Raw genomic sequence first — 16,949 nt, 5'->3', positions numbered from 1 at the left:
GATTGCGGTTCTTGCAATCGAATGTTGAGGAAGTTGAGGCGGTAGCGCGTTTTTCACGGGGGACGGACTGTGGCCGCCGCGCGTGCGAGAAGAAGAAGCGGGATCCCGGCTTGAGGCCGGGATGACGGGGCAGGGGGAGGTGATCGAGGTCATGCGGGCGAGTGTGGCAGGTCGGGCGGGTGTAGGACAGATTGGCGGAACGGTTGTGGAACGGCGCGCCGCCCTGCTAGCAGGCGGACATGCCGACCGACGCGCCTGTGCTGCCCCCCGACAATCCGCCCGTCGGCATTCTCGACGCGCCGTTCGATTCGGCGTTGTCCGAACGCTATCTCGTCTATGCGCTGTCGACGATCACCGCGCGGTCGTTGCCCGATGTGCGCGATGGGCTGAAGCCGGTGCATCGCCGCTTGCTGTGGGCGATGCGGCTGCTGCGGCTCGACCCGTCGCAGGGCTACAAGAAGTGCGCGCGTGTCGTCGGTGATGTCATCGGCAAATACCATCCGCACGGCGACCAATCGGTTTATGATGCGATGGTGCGGCTCGCGCAGAGTTTTGCGCTGCGGTACCCACTGGTCGACGGGCAGGGCAATTTCGGCAACATCGATGGCGATAATGCCGCGGCGTATCGTTACACCGAGGCGCGGCTGACGCAGGTCGCGATCGACCTCATGGACGGGCTCGACGAGGACGCCGTCAGCTTCCGCCCGACGTACAATGGCGAGGAGCAGGAGCCCGAGCTGTTCCCCGGGCTGTTCCCAAACCTGCTGGCGAATGGCGCGAGCGGCATTGCGGTGGGCATGGCGACGTCGATCCCGCCGCACAACGCCGCCGAGCTGCTCGATGCGGCGATCGCACTGGTCGAGGATCCGGCGGCGGACCCGCTGGCATTCGTGCAGGGGCCGGACTTTCCAACGGGCGGGATCGTCATCGATCCGCCGGCGCTGATCCGCGAGGCCTATGCCACCGGGCGTGGCGGTTTCCGCGTGCGATGCCGCTGGGAGATCGAGAAGGAGAAGGGCGGGGGCTGGCAAATCGTCGTCACGGAGATTCCGTATGGCGTGCAGAAGGGCAAGCTGATCGAGCAGATCGCGGGGCTCGTGAACGACAAGAAGCTGCCGATCCTGGCCGATGTGCGCGATGAATCGGATGCCGAGATCCGGCTGGTGCTCGAACCGCGCAGCCGCACGGTCGATCCGTCGGTGTTGATGGACGGGCTGTATCGGCTGTCAGACCTCGAGACGCGGATTCCGCTCAACCTCAACGTTCTCGATGCACGGCGCACGCCGCGGGTGATGAGCCTCGCCGAGGCGCTTGCGGCGTGGGTCGAGCATCAGTTCGTCGTGCTGCGGCGGCGGACCGAGCATCGGCTGGCCAAGATCGCCGACCGGCTCGAGCTGGTCGCGGGCTATATCACCGCGTTCCTCAATCTCGATCGGGTGATCGAGATCATCCGCACCGAGGACGAGCCCAAGCCGATCATGATGGACGAGTTCGGGCTGACCGACCGGCAGGCCGAAGCGATCCTGAACATGCGGCTGCGATCGTTGCGGCGGCTGGAGGAAATGGAGCTCAAGGGCGAGCAGGCCAAGCTGGAGAAGGAGCAGGCGAGCCTTCAGCTGCTGCTTGGCTCGGACCAGCGGCAGCGCACGCGGCTGAAGAGGGACATGGAGAAGATCCGCGACCGCTATGGTCCGGAAACGCCGCTGGGCAAGCGGCGGACCCTGATCGAGGAAGCCGCGCCGGCGCGCGACATCCCGCTCGAGGCGATGATCGAGCGCGAGCCGATCACGGTGATCCTGTCGCAGCGCGGCTGGATCCGCGCGTTGCGCGGCCACGCCGAGCTCGCGTCGGCGGAGACGATGAAGTTCAAGGAGGGCGACGGGCCGGCGTTCGCCTTCCATGCGCAGACCACTGACAAGTTGCTGCTCGCCGCGGAGAACGGGCGGTTCTTCACGCTGGCGGCGGATAAGTTGCCGGGCGGGCGCGGCTTCGGCGAGCCGGTGCGTGCGACGATCGATCTCGATGGTGCGATCGGTATCGTTAGCCTGTCGCGGGCGACGCGTGACGGCAAGCTGTTGGTAGTGGCGAACGACGGGCGGGGATTTATCGTGCCGGTCGGCGACGTGCTGGCGGAAACGCGCAAGGGCAAGACGGTGATGACGCCGCGCACCGGCGCGAAGCTGGCGGTGGTGCGGCCGGTATCGCCCGACCATGATTATGTCGCGGCGGTGGGTGACAATCGCAAGATGCTCGTGTTCCCACTGGCGGAGCTGCCCGAGCTGAGCCGCGGGCAGGGCGCGCAGTTGCAGCGCTATCGCGACGGTGGCTTGAGCGATGCGATCACCTTCCGCTTCGTCGATGGCCTGAGCTGGCCGATGGGTGGCGGCACGGGGCGGACGCGGACCGAGACCGATCTGTCGCCGTGGCGCGCGGCGCGCGGCGCCGCTGGGCGAATGCCGCCGACGGGGTTCCCGCGCGACAATCGCTTCATTTGAGTTTCAATCTGCTTTAGTGAAACTTAACTGGGTTAGCTTAGCGCCACTCATATGCGTTTCACCGTGGCGTCGAGGCTCTCCAAGGACACGAACGTCGCGCCCCGCGGGCGGGCGGCGACTGCTGGTGCGCTTGACCTGCTGCCGATCGCCGCGGTGGTGGCGGCGGTGGAGGATGGCCGCGTCACTTTCGAGCAGCCCAACGAGGTGTTCCGGCAGCTGGGGCTCGGTGTAGATCCGGCGACGTCAACGCTGGCGACCGATCTGGGCGGGCGCATCGCTGCGTTTCTGCACGGTACCGCCAAGCGCGAGCATTTGCCCTGGCGAACGGGCAATGCCGTCGAGCAGCGCCATTTCGACGTGACGCTAGCGCGGATGGACATCAAGGATCCGCGGCGCTGCTGCCTCGTCACGCTGATCGACCAGACCGGCGAGATCCGCACCGAGGTCAATCTACGGCGCGAGATGACGACCGATAGCCTCACCGGTCTGCCCAACCGCGCCGGCTTCGGCGATCGGCTGGAAGCGATGATGGCGATCGGCAGCACCGATTATGCCGTGATGGTGGTCGATCTCGATCGCTTCGGGCGGGTCAACTCGTGCCTGGGCGGCATGGCCGGCGACGAGATGCTAATCACCGTGGCGCGGCGCATCAAGGGCGTGTTGCGGGCGAGCGACGTGCTCGGGCGGATCGGCGGTGACGAATTCGGCATCCTGTTGGCGCTCGACAAGGATCGCACCGAGACCGACCGGGTCGCGGGCCGCATCCGCACGATCCTGTCGACGCCGTTCCGGCTGAGCGAGCTGGAGATCCGCGTCACTTGCTCGATCGGCATCGCGTTCGGCGCGGATGCGATCGGCGATGCGGAGGACGTGATCCGCCATGCGCAGTTCGCCGTGCGCCGCTCCAAGGAAACGGGGCAGGCCGAAGCGTATCAGACGCGTGCGCTCGACCGGGCGCGCGAGCAGTTCGCGATGGAGACCGCGTTGCGGCGCGCAATCGAGGCGCGCAAGCTGGCGCTGCATTACCAGCCGATCTGCGACCTTTCGACCGGGCGGATCGTCGCGTTCGAATCGCTTGCGCGGTGGGTCGGGGAGGATGGCGTCGATATTCCGCCGAGCGCGTTCATTCCCGTGGCAGAGGAATCGGGGCTGATCGTGCCGCTCGGGCGATGGGCGATCAACGAGGCGCTGCGCACGCTCGCGTCGTGGGATGCGCGGGTGGATGGCGATTGCGGCGTCGCGGTCACGGTCAACCTATCACCGATCCAGCTGCAGCGCGACACGATCGCGCCGCTGGTGGCGGATGCGCTGGCGGCGCATGGGCTGAGCGGCAGCCGGCTGAAGCTGGAGCTGACCGAAAGTGCGCTGATCGCCGATCCGGACGGCAATGCCGAGGTGCTGCGCGCGTTGAAGGCGACTGGCGCGACGATCGCGATGGACGATTTCGGCACTGGCTATTCGAACCTCGCCTATCTCCAGCGGCTGCCGATCGACATCCTCAAGATCGACCGCAGCTTCGTGACGGGGATGCTGGCCGATCGCGACAAGGTGGCGATCGTGCGCGCGATCCTGAGCCTGGCGACGGCGCTGGGCAAGGAGACGGTGGCGGAAGGGATAGAGTCGAACGACGTCGGGCAAACGCTTGCCGCGCTGGGATGCACTTATGGGCAGGGGTATGCCTATTCGTGGCCGCTGCCTGCCGAGGATGCGTTTCAGTTGCTGCTGGCGTCCAACAGCTGAGCGACTGCCGCGTCGGCCAAAGCGGCGACGCGGGTGCGGTCGGGGAAGCCTTCGGCGATCCACTGGTCTTCGAGGGCATGCAGGATGTGGGCGACGTCCGGGCCGCGGGCGACGCCGCGCGCGACGATGTCGCCACCGCTGACCGGTAGCCGCGGGGCGGTCCAATCTGACAGCGCGTCGACCGGGGCGCCGGCAAGCAAAAGCCGATCGACCGCGATTTCGTGCCCGACGCGGAAGGCGAGGCCGCGCGGGCCTTCGCTGCCCGGCCCGGCGGAGGCGGCGACGAGGCGCTTGCGATCGGCCTTGGACAGTCGAAGTCGTGCCCCAACGTCGTCCGCGGCCTCAGGCGAGATGAGCGCGGCGAGCCGGCGGATTGCGTCGGGCGCGATGCCGTTCGCTGCCTCTGCCGTGGCGAGCGCCTCGAGCGCGGGCACGTCGGTAATTTCGGGCAGGACCGGGCGGAAGATGCCGCGCGAGACCATCAGCTCTACCACCGGCACCGCGGCGGGGGCGACGAGGAGCTTCAGCAATTCCGCCGCGATCCGCTCGCGCGATAACGCCATCAGGTCGTTCGCGCGATCGGTGCAGGCGTCGAGCCCGGCCGCGTCAATCTGGTCACCGAAGCGCGCGTGGAAGCGGAAGAAGCGGAGGATGCGCAAATGATCCTCGGCGATCCGGCGGCAGGGATCGCCGATGAAGCGCACGCGGCGCGCAAGGAGATCGGCGTGGCCGTCAAACCAGTCAAACACTTCGCCGGTGAGCGGATCGGCGTACAGCGCGTTCATCGTGAAATCGCGCCGCGCGGCGTCGGCCTCCCAATCGTCGGTGAAGGCTACGACGGCGTGGCGGCCGTCGGTGGCGACGTCACGGCGCAGCGTGGTTACCTCGACGACGGTGCCGGCGGATACGGCAGTGACGGTGCCGTGCGCGATACCGGTGGGGATCGCCTTGATCCCCGCCGCGGTCAGCCGGGCGACGACCTCGTCGGGCGCGTGCGGCGTGGCCAGATCGATGTCGGCGACGTCGAGCCCGAGCAGCGTATCGCGCACCGCGCCGCCGACCCAGCGTGCGCCGCCATCGGCCGCGCCGAGTGCGTCTGCCAGTCGATCGAGCCCGGGGCGGTGCCGCCACGCAGCGTCGGGCAGCGTTACCCGGTCCATCGCAGCCGCCGTGCGAGGTTGACGATCATCGCCGCGGTCGCGCCCCAGATGCGGCGGTCTTCCCACAGGATCTCGTAATAGCGCCGTTCCTGCCCCTGCCACTGCGTACGCGCTTCGACATGGCGCGCGTGATCGAGTAGGAAATCGAGCGGTACTTCGAAGACGCTGGCGACTTCGGCCTCGGAGGGACGCAGCAGCAGATCGGGGGGCACCACGCCGACGACGGGGGTGACGACGTAGCCGGTGACGGTGCGATACCGATCCGCCTCACCGACGACAGTGACCGCCGAGGGCGGGAGCGCGATTTCCTCGTCGGCCTCGCGCAGCGCGGCGGTGATTGCGTCCTCGCCCGGATCGAGCCGCCCGCCGGGGAAGGCAACCTGACCGGCGTGGCGGCGCATCGTCTCGGTGCGCTGCGTCAGGATCACGCCCGGTCGTGGCCGATCGGTGATGGGGACGAGCACGGCGGCCGGGGTGAGGCTATCCTCCGCGGCCAGCGCGAGATCGACGTGATCGCCGGTCAGCATGATCGTGTGCTGCGCCATTCCCTCGGCCAAGGCGCGGCCGAGGCGGTCGACCAGCGTCATCAGGGGGCGATCGGGAAGAAGGCGCCCGCGCTCCAAACGCCCGCGGGCTCTTCGTCGGCGGCAAGTGCGCGTTCGGCGAGTTCGTAATAGATCGAGCGAGCGATCAGCGCGTCGAGGCCACCGCGGACATGGACGTAGGGACGTGGGCCATCGGCGTGCTCGGTGAATCGCAGCGGGTGTTCGGCGGAGGCGGTGACGATCTCGCCGGTGTTGAGCCGGAAGGCGAGCTGCGCGTCGCGGCCCTCACCCTCGACCTTCAGCTCGACCGCGACGAAAGGCGCATCCTCAACCGCAATGTCGAGCTTTTCGCCGGGCGTTACCAGCACATAGCCGCCGTCGGGCTCGCGCCGCAGGATGCGGCTGAAGGCGCGGACCATCGCCGGGCGGCCGATCGGGCTGCCCTGGTGATACCAGGTGCCGTCGCGCGCGATGCGCATATCGCTGTCGCCGCAATGCGTCGGGTGCCAACGCTCCACCGGGGGCAGGCGGTCTGTCTCGGTGAGACGCGCGATATCGGCGATCGTCAGCGTATCGAAATCGGGGGGCGGCGCCATGGGCATGCTTGGGACGTAGGGACGGCGGGCGCCCCGGTAAAGGTCAGGCGAGCGCCGCGATGCGCGGCCCGACCGATCCCGGGCCTGTCGGCACGGCATCGCCGCGCGCGAGCAGGCGATGCTGTTCGACCGGGCCGGGCAGCCGCCAGCCGGCGGTGTGTTCGGCGGAAAAGCCGAAGAAGCGGCCGTAATATTCGGGATCGCCGATCAGCATCAGTGGCTCGTTCGGCACGCGGGCAAGCGCCGCCGCGACCAGCATCCGCCCGATCCCGTCGCGCTGGCGATCGGGCGCGACCGCGACCGGGCCGACCAGGATGAGGGGTACGCGGCGGCCGTCATCACCGGTGAACTGCACCGGCCACAATTGGATCGAGCCGACCAGCGCGCCCTCGTCGCACGCCGCGAGGCTCGGGCCGGGCAGCGCTGCGACGCCGGCACGCAGGCGATAGGCGGTGCGCCCGTGGCGGTCGGGTCCGAACGCGCGATCGAGCAAGCGCTCGACGCTATTCGCTTCCACCGTTTCCAGCCCGACGAGCTCGATCATCGCTCTACCTCCAGCCCCGCCACCGTTGCACGCGACACGAGGGAGGCGCGCTCTAGCGAGTGACGGCCGTAACGCAAGTGGAATGGCGCAAGCGATCAAGTGTCGCTAAGCGCGCGATCGTGGAAGATACGTTAGAACTCGAAGTGCACGATCTGGAGGTGCCGGTGTTGACCGGCGTCTATTCGGAAGAGACGCACCTGCCGCAGCCATTGCGGATTTCGCTGACCGTGCTGCTGGAGGCGCCAAGCCGCTATGCGCCCGATACGCCGCTGTCGGCATCGAAGAATTATCTTGACCTGAAACATGCCGCCACGGCGGCGCTGCCGCCGGGCGTGCACTTCACGCTGATCGAGGGCGTGGCGGATCATATCGCCGAGACGCTGTTCCTGCAGGATCGCCGTGTGCAGCGCGTGAAAGTGAAGATCGTGAAGCTCGCGATCGCCGAGGCGGGAGAAGCGATCGGCGTGACACTGGTGCGGCACCGCCGCGCGGGCTGATCAGCCGGGTCGCCTCAGCCGCGGCACGGCCCGAGTTGTTCGATCACGAAGCGATAATCTTCCTGCGCGACGGCGGCGTCGGCGGGTTCGAGCGATTGGGTGCTGCGAGCAGGCAGAGCAGGCGGGAGGCCGCAGGCGAGGCGATACCATAACAAGGTATCGCGCTGCGGCGGGCCGGCGGAATCGTCGACGATCTCGGACAGCGCGACGGCCCAGCGCGGCTCTTCGCCAGGGCGACGCAGGATGGAGAGCGAAACCGGGCGACTGTCACGCGTGGTGAGGAACACTTGCGTCTCGCCCTCGCCGGGGAGCGAGCCGGGGACGTGGAAGGCGCTGCCGAGCCCGGTGATCACCGGCGGCGCGCCGCTTGCGATCACCTCGCCCGCGATGCGGCGCGCGAGTGCGTCGGTATCGGGCGTCCATGGCCGTTGCGCGCTGGGCGTGACGAGCTGAAGCTGGCTGGCACTGCCCGCCACCGGCCGGGCGAAGAGCAGCACGCGCAGCTTCTTCAACTTGGGCTGGCGGCCGTTGAACCCGTCCGCCACGTCAAGCAGATAGCCGACGCGCGGTGGGATCGCGCCGGGGCCGCGGATCAGCGCGGTGACATCGGCCTCGACATAGTAACGCGTCGATCCGGGCGGCACCGTAGCGGCCTCGGCGCCCTTGATGCGTGCGGCCGAGCGGATGGCGGCATCGACGATCACCGGGCTGGCGATCACCAGATCCGCGATATCAGCATAGGACGGCAGCGCGGCGGGTGCCGCGAGCCCCGCGGGCGGGCGCTGCTGCGCCGCAACACCGAGCGGCGCGAGCATTGCAAGCGCGAAGGCGGTCGTACAAATCGTTTTGAAGGCCATGCCCTACGGTTAATCGATACCCTTCGCACGATACAGAAATAAATCTGCCGCATGACGATTGTACGTTTGTTGCGTCCGACAAAGCGTTTGCGTGTCGTTAAGGCGCAAGTTAGGACTCGCACACCGCAGGGGTGTCGTTTAGCCCTTGCGGGTGGACCGGCATGCCCCCACCGCCTCTCGGAGGCTGCGGCAGGCCGATCAGCCCCTCGCGGGCATTAGGGATTAGGGAGTGCGTTTGCTGAATGGCCTACTCTGACCAGAAGATGAGCGGGAGCAAGATCGGCGCGATCGTCATCGTCGCGCTGATACATGCTGCTCTCGGCTACGCCTTCGTCACCGGCCTCGCGTTCCAATACGTGAAGAAGGTGTCGGAGAAGCTGAATACGTTCGACGTCGAGGAGCCACCGCCCCCGCCGCCGGACGAGCCGCCACCCCCGCCGCCGGACATTCCGATGACGCCGCCGCCCGTCGTGGCGCCGCCGCCTATCGTGATGACGCCGTCGCCGCCGGTGACAATCACCACGGTGCCGACGCCACCGCCGGTATTCGTACCGACGCCAGTCGCGCCACCAGCGCCGCCGCCCGCTCCCCCGGCACCGCCAGTGGTCAGCAAGGCAGCCGGTGCGAAGGGTGATCCGGCGCAGTGGATCACGAACGACGATTATCCGCCGAGCTCGATCCGTGCCGAGGAAGAAGGCACGACCGCGATCAAGTGGACGATCAACGGTCAGGGTCGTGTCGAGAATTGCGTCGTCACGGCGTCGAGCGGATCGCCCGCACTCGATCAGGCGGCGTGTCGCGCACTTGTTCGCCGCGGGCGGTATTCGCCGGCGACGGATGCTGCAGGCAATCCGATCGCGACAACCCAGACACGGCGTGTCGTGTGGCGGTTGCCGCGTGAATAATCTTCACTTGCCAGACATTGCGCTTTTCAGAGGGATACCATTCGAATGATCATCAACATCCTCGCCGCAGCCGCGGCGCCGGCAGCCCCGGCGGAGAACCCCTACGGCCTCAGCGCCGCGCTGGAGCAGGGCGGCATCATCGCCCAGTCCGTGTTCGGCATCCTGGTGCTGTTCTCGGTCGTCTCGTTCTACATCATGTTCACCAAGCTGTTTGAGCAGCAGAAGATCATGAATCAGTACAAGCGCATGCGCGCTGGCTTCTGGAACGCGAATTCGCTGAAGGAAGGTTCGGCCAAGCTCGAGCAGAATTCGGCCTACAAGCAGATCGTTGACGACGGTCTCGCGGCGCAGGAGCAGCACACCAAGCTGACCGACCCGGTCGAGGCGCATGACTGGCTGCACGGCTCGCTGGGTCGTTCGGAAGCGGCGATCAACTCGAAGCTGGGTGGCGGTCTCGCCTTCCTTGCGACGGTCGGCGCGACCGCACCGTTTATCGGCCTGTTCGGCACGGTGGTCGGCATCTACCGCGCACTGGTGAAGATCGGTGCATCGGGCCAGGCGTCGATCGACGCGGTTGCCGGCCCGGTCGGCGAGGCGCTGATCATGACCGCACTCGGCCTGGTCGTCGCGGTTCCCGCCGTGCTCGGCTACAACTGGCTGCAGCGCCGCAACAAGAGCATCGCGGAGGATCTGTCGTCGTTCTCGAACGACGTGCTCGGCTACCTCGCATCGAACGGCGCGGTTCGCCCGGTCGCCGCTGGCGCTGCCAAGCCTGCTCCGGCAGTCGTCGCGAAGCCTGCGGTGAACACCACGACGGCCGGTCAGGTCGGTGGCGTGCAGACGGCTCCGCGCACCTGAATGACGTCGGGGTCGCCAGCGGCGGCCCCGATCCCGCCCACCCGTTGTTCGGGTGAGCGCCCAACGAATAGGATCAATCGCGCATGGCGATGAATGTCGGTGGAGATTCCACAGAGAAGCCGTTGTCAGAGATCAACGCGACGCCGCTCGTTGACGTCATGCTGGTGTTGCTGATCATCTTCCTGATTGCGGTGCCGGTCGTGCTTCAGACCGTCGAGGTGCAGCTTCCCAAGGTGCGCTTCGATCCGACGACCACCAAGCCCGAGAACGTTTCGCTGTCGGTTACGTCCACGGACGGCCAGTGTTCGGTGTTCTGGGGGATGACGAAGGTCACGCAGCCAGAGCTGCTCGATCGCGCGGTGTCGAAGCTGAAGCTCGAGATTGCACGGCAGGGCGGCGTTGATGCACCCGGCCTCGAACTTCCCGAAGTCCATGTCCGCGCGGACGTGAGCGTGCCGTGGAAATGCGTGGCTGGCGCGATCTACAACATGCAGATGGCTGGTTTCGCGAAGGTCGGGTTCATTTCCGAACCACCGCCGGGCGAAAACGTCCAGCGTATCTGAGCATAGCCACCAGGAGTATTCGATATGGCAATGAGTGGCGGCAGCGACGATGGCGAGCCGATGATGGATTTGAACATGACGCCGTTGATCGACGTTCTGCTCGTTCTCATCATCATGTTCATCATCACGATTCCGATCCAGACGCACGCGGTGAAGGTCGATCTTCCGCAGAATTCGGCGACGAACAATCCGCCGCCGGTCGAGCCGGACAAGAACAAGATCGCGATCACGGTCGATGGTACGGTGACGTGGAACGGCGCGCCGGTCGATGCGGTGCGGCTGCGCCAGTATCTCGACGTGTCGGCGGCGATGAACCCGGAGCCGGAGCTGCACTTCCAGCCCGATCCGCAGGTGCGGTATGACGTGGTTGATCAGACTCTGGCGATCATCAAGCGGTCGAACATCTCGAAGCTTGGTTTCATCGGCAACGAGCAGTTCTATCGCGACTTCTGATCGCGCGAACGACGGCTAACGAAGGGCGGTCCCGCCGGGGCCGCCCTTTTTTTGTGCCTGCAGTGGATCGGGCCAGCGACGATCGCTTGAGCTTTTGCGTGGTACGACACGCTAGCGCTGCGATCTCGGACGGCATTGCATAGGCCGCCGAAAATAGTGCCGACAGCGCGATTTATGTTCTTGTGCCCCTGTCTCCGAAGTGACATCAATATGTCACGAAAGTGAAACGCTATTGTAGCGCACTTGTAACGAGAGGAGACACGACATGCGCAAGCTGATCATCTTTGCCCTGTCCGCCGCAGCCCTGAGCACCCCGGCAATGGCAAGCGACCGGACTGGCTATCAGGCGATCGTGGCGGGCGATTACCGCGCGGCCGAAGAGAAGTTGGTCGCAGAGCGCCGCATCTTTCCCAGCCGCCCTGAACTCATGATCAACCTCGCCACGGTGTACGCCCGCACCGGACGCGTGACGGAGGCAGCGTCGCTGTATCGCGCAGCCCTGGTGGCGGAGGATGTCGAACTGGCGATGCCGAACGACATGGTCGCATCGTCGCGCACGGTCGCGCAACGCGGCCTCGACCGGCTTGGTGGCACGGCGCTGGCTACGCGCTGAGCGACGCTAGCCGGACACTCCAACGGCGACGCCTCGCTTCATGCGGGCGTCGCTGCGGCGGGGCCGAAGGTAGACTTGGCGTTTTAGCAATCGGGCCAGACATTACGAGATTTTGCGCGCGGTCTGCCGCCTCCCATGTGCGGCTCAGCGTCACAGTAGCGACAGGCGGGGCGAGCATGATCCTCTTGGTCGTGTTGCAATGGGCTTAGCCAGGCATCGATGATCACGCGCGCGGTCGCACGGCCTTGACCATATTCAGCTGAAGATGTTTGCGTGTACGCAAGCGCGCGGTTGGCGGGAAGCGGTGCATCCGCGAGGCAAGTCACGGCCGAACAAGGTTATCCCGGCGGAAACCAAGTGGAGACGGCCATTGAGCGACTGATCTTCAGCACCGCATCGGATCAAACATCGTCTTTGGTAATGGTGCGATCAGTGTTGGCCCGCCGATAAAGTCGAAGCGGCACATTGTTCTTGCGATAGGAAGCAGATACTCTCGCTTCCGAAAGCGCGGACCTGCAAGGTGCATGGCGGCGATGGGCAGGGGGCGTGGGTGAGCGATCCGTTCCGCTACGATCTCTTCATCAGCTACGCGCACGGGCCGCGGTTGCCGAACGGCCACGGGCCGCTCAAGCGCTGGTCGAAGCAGTTCCGCGATCTGCTTGAGGTCAACCTCAGCCTTTATCTCGGGCGGCCAGCGCGCATCTTCTTCGACGAGGGCGAGCGGCTCAACGAATCGCTCGATGCGCTGGCGTCGCTCGAGACGCAGTTCGCGCAGGATCTGGCGCACTCGGCCATGCTTCAGGTCCATGTGTCGCGGCCGTATCTCGGATCGAAATGGTGCGCGCACGAGCTGAACGGGTGGCTGGCGGGCCTGCCGACGAAGCTCGGCGGGGTCGAGCGGCGGATCTCGGTGGTGCGGGTGGGCGATACCGGCGACATTGTCTGGCCGGAGGCGCTCGCGCCGGGTGGCACGCAATTGCCGGGCAATCGCTTCCATGACGAAGGATCGATCGTCCCCTGGGGCATGAACCTCGATTTCGAAGGTGATGCGCCTAGCCCGGCGTTCAGCGCCGAGCTGATCAACACCGCCGGGGTGATTCATCGCCGGCTGATGGAGCTCGACTCCGAGGCGCGGCGGCGCGAAGCAGAGGCCCAGCAGGTCCGCGCGCTCGACGCCGGCATCACTGGCGTGCGCAGTGTCTACCTCCATGGTCGCGAGCGTGAGGCCGATTGGTGGAACCGCACCGCGGACGAGCTGACGCAGCTGGATGTCGAGGTGCAGCCAATCACGGGTCCGGCGCCCGACGAGGACGAGGGCGATGTCTGGCGGAGCCTTTCGCGCGTCGCCAGCCAGTGCGAAGCGATGCTGCTGGTCGGTGGCAACGCTTATGAGCTGGCTGCCGATCTGGATGTCGTGGGGCGGGACCGGCGCAACTTCATCCAGTCCAAATTCAGCAAGTTCCTGCCGTGTGCGGTGGTCGATCGCACCGGGCTGAAGAATGATCGCTTCTTGCGGGCGGCAAAGCTGCGCGGGATCGACTGGCTCGATGCGCGCACGCCCGAATGGGGCGACGGCTTTCGCGGCTGGCTGGGCGATGCGGCGCGGCGCACGGCGAACAAATACGGGATCGACGAGGGGCCCGCGACTAGTCCGCCGCCAAGTCCGCCGCCACCGCCTGCGCACGATCCGGTGATCTGAGCCGCGCCATGGCGGAGGCGGAAACCATCCTCGCCGGCGGGATCGATACCGAGAATTCGGTCGATGGCGTCACGTCGTTCGTCATGCCGGCGCGGCCGTATCCGGGGCTGAGGCCGTTCAAGGTTTCCGAATGGCCGATCTTCTTTGGTCGCGAAGTGATGACCGAGGAGGTGATCGACCGGCTTGTTCGCCAGCGGCTGGTGGTCGTCCATGGTGCCTCGGGGTGCGGCAAATCGTCGCTGATTTTCGCGGGCGTGCTGCCGCAGCTCGGGCGCAAGGCGCGGCAGCGGCGGCAGAATTTGAAGCTGGCGGAGATGCGGCCGGGCCGCGCGCCGCTCCGCACGATGGCCGAAGCGCTGGCGAGCGGCTGCGGCATCGCCGATGTCGACGCGCTGCATCGCGCGCTCAACCGCGGGCGCGGCGCCTCGGCCGAGCTGGAGGCGCTGCTCGCCGCGGCCGATGTGAGCCGGGTGTGCCTGTACGTCGATCAGTTCGAGGAACTGTTCCGCTTCGCCAAGGATGGCAGCGCCGAGGAAGCGGCGCTGTTCGTCGAGGCGCTGATCGGCATTTCCGGCACGGGCGAGGAGGAAGCACTGTGGTGGGAGGCTCCCGCCACGCAGCCCGACGTGCCGGCCGTCGCCACGCCGTCGCGAGTGCGGCTGATGCTCAGCATGCGCTCTGAATTCCTGGGCGATTGCGCGCGGTTCACAGGCTTTGCGGAGGTCGTGAACAAGACGCAGTATTTGCTGCCCAACATGTCGCGCGGCGACTTGCTGCGCTCGATCCGCGAGCCGGTGGAGCTGTTCGACGGCAGCCTCGATCGCGCGCTCGCCGAGCGGCTGGTGAACGAGGCGACGCTAGAGGCCGACCCGCTGCCGCTGGTGCAGCATGCGCTGATGCGGCTGTGGCAACGCAACACGACGCTGACGCTCGCCGACTATGAGGCGGCGATCGGCGCGGGCAATGCGCGCGGGCTGAGCCGGCTGCTTGCCGAACATGCCGACGAAGTGCTCGGCCGCCACGCGAACCCTGACGATCCGGCGGCCGAACAATTGTTTCGCGCGCTGACCGACATCGATCCCGCCGGCCGCGCGATCCGCCGGCCGCAGCGCATGGATCGGCTGCTCGCTTTGGTGCCCGAGGCGGATCAGCCGCGGTTACGCGCGATCATGGACGATTTCCGCGCCGAGGACGTCGCCTTCCTGCGCCCGAACTGCGACGAGCGCGCAAGTCCGCTGCCCGACGATCAAATCATCGACATCAGCCATGAGGCGCTGCTGCGCGCATGGCCGCGCATCGCCGATGCGACGCTCGATCCTGCGACCGGCGCTCCGCGCGGCTGGCTGCACCGCGAGTTCGAGGATGGGTTGGTCTGGCGCTCACTCGCGGTGCAGGCGCGTGCGTTTCGGGACGATCCCGAGGCGTGCCTCGATCCCGCGACGACGGGGAAGCGCGACATCTGGTATCGCGCGGCGGGCGCGCGGGCGGCGTGGGCGAACCGGCACCTGATCGTGAAGAGCGGCGTGGCGCCGGGCGACGAGCCGGAGTGGAAGGGCGTCGATGCGTTGATGGAGGCGAGCCGGCGCGAGCGGGAGCGGGCGCGCAAGCGACGGATTTGGGGTTTCGCGCTGCTCGCGGGCATGGTGATTCTGTTGGTCATCTCCCTCGCGCTCGCAGCATGGGGGTATTCCGCTGACGCAGAACGACAAAAGTTGCGCGCCAAAGCCGAAGAGAAAGCAGCGCTGAAGAGCGTGCTTCTCGCCGAAACGCTTTCGGAGGAGACTGTCACGAACAGTCGCAGTCAGCTCGCGCAGACCAAGGTCGGTTCGGAGCCGGTGCAGCTTGGTACGGATCTCGCCGTCTGGCTGGGATCGGACCTGCGCCCCAATGTCCTGGCCGCGGATGGTACGGCCGTCCTGCCGTCGCGCCTGAAGCAGGGCGACCGGGTGCAGATCGTCACCGAGACGATCGCGCGTTCGGGTCTGCCGAGCGGGGCCGATTATCGGATGGCGGACGGGCTGGGCTATTTGGCCAAGGGGGCGACCGTCGAGATCGTCTCCGCGCCGACCGTGTTCCAGCGCGCCTCGGCGCGGCAATATTGGGCCAAGGCGCGCGGCGAGGTGATCCCGCTCGGCACCGTATTCGTGCAGTTCGGCGGGGGGTCGTCGAGCGACGCCAAGGCGCTGGCGATGAGCCGTGAGCACGTTCGATTGTTGGCCAACGGGTTGAAGCGCTATGGCTTTACGGTGCCTGGCGAGGAGCGCGTGGCGGTCTCGCCGGGGATGAGCGAGGTGCGCTTCTTCCATGCCGCGGATCGCGATCGCGCTCGGCTGATCGCGTCGATCGTGGTGCAGGTCGGCAATGGCGCCAAGCTCGACCTGCGGACGCCGGTGCAGAAGGATATGAGCGGGCAGCCACGCAAGACGCCGCCGGGTGTGGTTGAGCTGTGGATCGACTTGACGCCGCCGGCGGACGGCACCCGGAATCGCTCGAAGTATCTGCCGCCGACTGCGGCGGAAGCGGCGGTGGCGAGTGAGGGGCGGTAGGTAACTCAGCGGTGCTTCGAGACGGCACTTCCCCCGGATCAAGTCCGGGGTCAGCACCTCCTCAGCACGAACGGGAGAGGGCCTTACAGCTCCAGCGCAGCGACATTGTCGGCCAGGAAGGGCTTAACCCGGCCTGCGATCGCCTCGACCGGGAGGCTGGCGCGGTTGCAGGTGAGGATGTGCTTGGATTGGCGCAGCGACACGTCGTCGTCGGAGAATTTCAGGAACAGCACTTGCGTGATCGTGCGCTGCGCCGTCACGGCGAAACACAGCAGCGTGACATGCGGATTGCCGTTCGCGTCGCCCTCGATCCGGCTGACCTGGAATGCGGCGCCGTGGACGTGGCGGCTGTTGCGCTCGAACAGCGTGATCCACGGCTGATCGGCGTTCATCGATTTCAGCCCGTCGAGCGCCTTGATGACGAGCGAGGCCGCCGCGACCGCCGGCCCGAGCGCCGCGGCGATCACCGGGATCGCGGCTTCGTGCAGCGAGAGATTGTCATCGTCGATGTCCTGCGTCGCTTCTTCCTTGTCGATCACACTGAAGCCGATCGAGCGGAGCGTCGCGACGTAGCGGTCGTACCAGGTGAAGACCGCCTCGTCGGGCGTGCTCGCCTTGTCGGCGGCAAGCTGCGCCAGCAGCATCGCATCGGACACCGCGAGCCGCGATTCGGGATCGACGGTGCCGGTGAATTCGGCAAGCTGGGAGCCGACCGCGATCAGGTCGCCGGTGACCCGCTCGGGCTCAACCGCTTCAAATTGTGGCCCCGTATCGGGCAAGTCGAGTTGAAGAACAAAATCTTCGACATCCGTCTTCGGACCAAGCATCGTTGCTCTCCCAAAGTGGTGCGACAATGTTCATTGTCGTCCGCGACTCGA

At 66.7% G+C, this 16,949-nt stretch carries 16 protein-coding genes; 10 read left to right on the top strand and 6 right to left on the bottom strand.

Annotated elements, in window-relative coordinates:
* Window positions 1–239 precede the first annotated feature (239 nt).
* Complete coding sequence (parC, locus tag LLW23_RS01515) at window positions 240–2,495, top strand: DNA topoisomerase IV subunit A (RefSeq protein ID WP_228947033.1); 2,256 nt, start codon at window positions 240–242, stop codon at window positions 2,493–2,495.
* Window positions 2,496–2,546: 51 nt separating this feature from the next.
* Complete coding sequence (locus LLW23_RS01510) at window positions 2,547–4,235, top strand: putative bifunctional diguanylate cyclase/phosphodiesterase (RefSeq protein WP_228947032.1); 1,689 nt, start codon at window positions 2,547–2,549, stop codon at window positions 4,233–4,235.
* On the opposite strand, the gene LLW23_RS01505 is transcribed toward LLW23_RS01510, so the two are convergent.
* From LLW23_RS01505 to LLW23_RS01490, 4 genes are read right to left on the bottom strand one after another with little or no spacing between them, the layout of a single operon-like run.
* Window positions 4,208–5,395, bottom strand: a complete 1,188-nt coding sequence (locus tag LLW23_RS01505) for a CCA tRNA nucleotidyltransferase (RefSeq protein WP_228947031.1) — start codon at window positions 5,393–5,395, stop codon at window positions 4,208–4,210. The two genes, LLW23_RS01510 and LLW23_RS01505, sit on opposite strands and share 28 nt — an antisense overlap.
* A complete protein-coding gene (locus LLW23_RS01500) occupies window positions 5,383–5,982 on the bottom strand; it encodes a CoA pyrophosphatase (protein WP_228947030.1) in 600 nt (199 codons plus the stop codon). Before LLW23_RS01500 ends, LLW23_RS01505 begins: the two co-directional genes overlap by 13 nt.
* Window positions 5,982–6,542 carry a DUF1285 domain-containing protein gene (locus LLW23_RS01495; protein ID WP_228947029.1) on the bottom strand — a complete coding sequence of 187 codons (561 nt, stop codon included), beginning with the start codon at window positions 6,540–6,542 and terminating at the stop codon, window positions 5,982–5,984. Before LLW23_RS01495 ends, LLW23_RS01500 begins: the two co-directional genes overlap by 1 nt.
* A gap of 37 nt (window positions 6,543–6,579) precedes the next feature.
* The gene (locus LLW23_RS01490; RefSeq protein WP_228947028.1) at window positions 6,580–7,080 is read right to left on the bottom strand and encodes a GNAT family N-acetyltransferase; all 501 of its coding nucleotides are present in this window, start codon (window positions 7,078–7,080) and stop codon (window positions 6,580–6,582) included.
* Between the two features lie 119 nt (window positions 7,081–7,199).
* On the opposite strand from LLW23_RS01490, the gene LLW23_RS01485 reads away from it, so the two are divergent.
* A complete protein-coding gene (locus LLW23_RS01485; protein ID WP_228947027.1) occupies window positions 7,200–7,577 on the top strand; it encodes a dihydroneopterin aldolase in 378 nt (125 codons plus the stop codon).
* A gap of 14 nt (window positions 7,578–7,591) precedes the next feature.
* Here LLW23_RS01485 and LLW23_RS01480 read toward each other — a convergent pair whose 3' ends face one another.
* Window positions 7,592–8,434, bottom strand: coding sequence for a hypothetical protein (locus LLW23_RS01480; protein WP_228947026.1), 843 nt, complete (start codon window positions 8,432–8,434; stop codon window positions 7,592–7,594).
* A 242-nt stretch (window positions 8,435–8,676) separates the two neighbouring features.
* Here LLW23_RS01480 and LLW23_RS01475 point away from each other — a divergent pair, with 242 nt between their 5' ends.
* From LLW23_RS01475 to LLW23_RS01445, 7 genes are all read left to right on the top strand, one after another.
* Entirely contained in the window at window positions 8,677–9,339 is a 663-nt protein-coding gene (locus LLW23_RS01475; protein ID WP_228947025.1) for an energy transducer TonB, read from the top strand.
* A 45-nt stretch (window positions 9,340–9,384) separates the two neighbouring features.
* Window positions 9,385–10,197 carry a MotA/TolQ/ExbB proton channel family protein gene (locus LLW23_RS01470; protein ID WP_228947024.1) on the top strand — a complete coding sequence of 271 codons (813 nt, stop codon included), beginning with the start codon at window positions 9,385–9,387 and terminating at the stop codon, window positions 10,195–10,197.
* Window positions 10,198–10,280: 83 nt separating this feature from the next.
* The gene (locus LLW23_RS01465) at window positions 10,281–10,760 is read left to right on the top strand and encodes an ExbD/TolR family protein (RefSeq protein WP_228947023.1); all 480 of its coding nucleotides are present in this window, start codon (window positions 10,281–10,283) and stop codon (window positions 10,758–10,760) included.
* A gap of 24 nt (window positions 10,761–10,784) precedes the next feature.
* Window positions 10,785–11,213, top strand: coding sequence for an ExbD/TolR family protein (locus LLW23_RS01460; protein ID WP_228947022.1), 429 nt, complete (start codon window positions 10,785–10,787; stop codon window positions 11,211–11,213).
* Between the two features lie 265 nt (window positions 11,214–11,478).
* Window positions 11,479–11,826: a tetratricopeptide repeat protein gene (locus tag LLW23_RS01455; protein ID WP_228947021.1), complete on the top strand. Its 348-nt coding sequence runs from the start codon at window positions 11,479–11,481 to the stop codon at window positions 11,824–11,826.
* Between the two features lie 550 nt (window positions 11,827–12,376).
* The gene (locus LLW23_RS01450; RefSeq protein ID WP_228947020.1) at window positions 12,377–13,525 is read left to right on the top strand and encodes a hypothetical protein; all 1,149 of its coding nucleotides are present in this window, start codon (window positions 12,377–12,379) and stop codon (window positions 13,523–13,525) included.
* 8 nt (window positions 13,526–13,533) lie between these two features.
* Window positions 13,534–16,071: an nSTAND1 domain-containing NTPase gene (locus LLW23_RS01445; protein WP_228947019.1), complete on the top strand. Its 2,538-nt coding sequence runs from the start codon at window positions 13,534–13,536 to the stop codon at window positions 16,069–16,071.
* Window positions 16,072–16,154: 83 nt separating this feature from the next.
* Here the strand turns inward: LLW23_RS01445 and LLW23_RS01440 are convergent, their stop codons facing one another.
* On the bottom strand, window positions 16,155–16,898 hold the full coding sequence (locus LLW23_RS01440) for a hypothetical protein (RefSeq protein WP_228947018.1): 744 nt from the start codon (window positions 16,896–16,898) through the stop codon (window positions 16,155–16,157).
* Window positions 16,899–16,949 lie beyond the last annotated feature (51 nt).

Source organism: Sphingomonas radiodurans (genome assembly GCF_020866845.1).
In the GTDB taxonomy this organism is placed as follows: domain Bacteria; phylum Pseudomonadota; class Alphaproteobacteria; order Sphingomonadales; family Sphingomonadaceae; genus Sphingomonas; species Sphingomonas radiodurans.
The sequence above is the reverse complement of the archived record's forward strand: the minus strand, read 5'-3'. Positions and strand labels throughout refer to the sequence as shown.

Coding starts and splice junctions, on each gene's coding strand:
- parC (WP_228947033.1), top strand. CDS start 240: ATGCCGACCGACGCGCCTGTGCTGCCCCCCGACAATCCGCCCGTCGGC.
- LLW23_RS01510 (WP_228947032.1), top strand. CDS start 2,547: ATGCGTTTCACCGTGGCGTCGAGGCTCTCCAAGGACACGAACGTCGCG.
- LLW23_RS01505 (WP_228947031.1), bottom strand. CDS start 5,395: ATGGACCGGGTAACGCTGCCCGACGCTGCGTGGCGGCACCGCCCCGGG.
- LLW23_RS01500 (WP_228947030.1), bottom strand. CDS start 5,982: ATGACGCTGGTCGACCGCCTCGGCCGCGCCTTGGCCGAGGGAATGGCG.
- LLW23_RS01495 (WP_228947029.1), bottom strand. CDS start 6,542: ATGCCCATGGCGCCGCCCCCCGATTTCGATACGCTGACGATCGCCGAT.
- LLW23_RS01490 (WP_228947028.1), bottom strand. CDS start 7,080: ATGATCGAGCTCGTCGGGCTGGAAACGGTGGAAGCGAATAGCGTCGAG.
- LLW23_RS01480 (WP_228947026.1), bottom strand. CDS start 8,434: ATGGCCTTCAAAACGATTTGTACGACCGCCTTCGCGCTTGCAATGCTC.
- LLW23_RS01475 (WP_228947025.1), top strand. CDS start 8,677: ATGGCCTACTCTGACCAGAAGATGAGCGGGAGCAAGATCGGCGCGATC.
- LLW23_RS01470 (WP_228947024.1), top strand. CDS start 9,385: ATGATCATCAACATCCTCGCCGCAGCCGCGGCGCCGGCAGCCCCGGCG.
- LLW23_RS01465 (WP_228947023.1), top strand. CDS start 10,281: ATGGCGATGAATGTCGGTGGAGATTCCACAGAGAAGCCGTTGTCAGAG.
- LLW23_RS01460 (WP_228947022.1), top strand. CDS start 10,785: ATGGCAATGAGTGGCGGCAGCGACGATGGCGAGCCGATGATGGATTTG.
- LLW23_RS01455 (WP_228947021.1), top strand. CDS start 11,479: ATGCGCAAGCTGATCATCTTTGCCCTGTCCGCCGCAGCCCTGAGCACC.
- LLW23_RS01445 (WP_228947019.1), top strand. CDS start 13,534: ATGGCGGAGGCGGAAACCATCCTCGCCGGCGGGATCGATACCGAGAAT.
- LLW23_RS01440 (WP_228947018.1), bottom strand. CDS start 16,898: ATGCTTGGTCCGAAGACGGATGTCGAAGATTTTGTTCTTCAACTCGAC.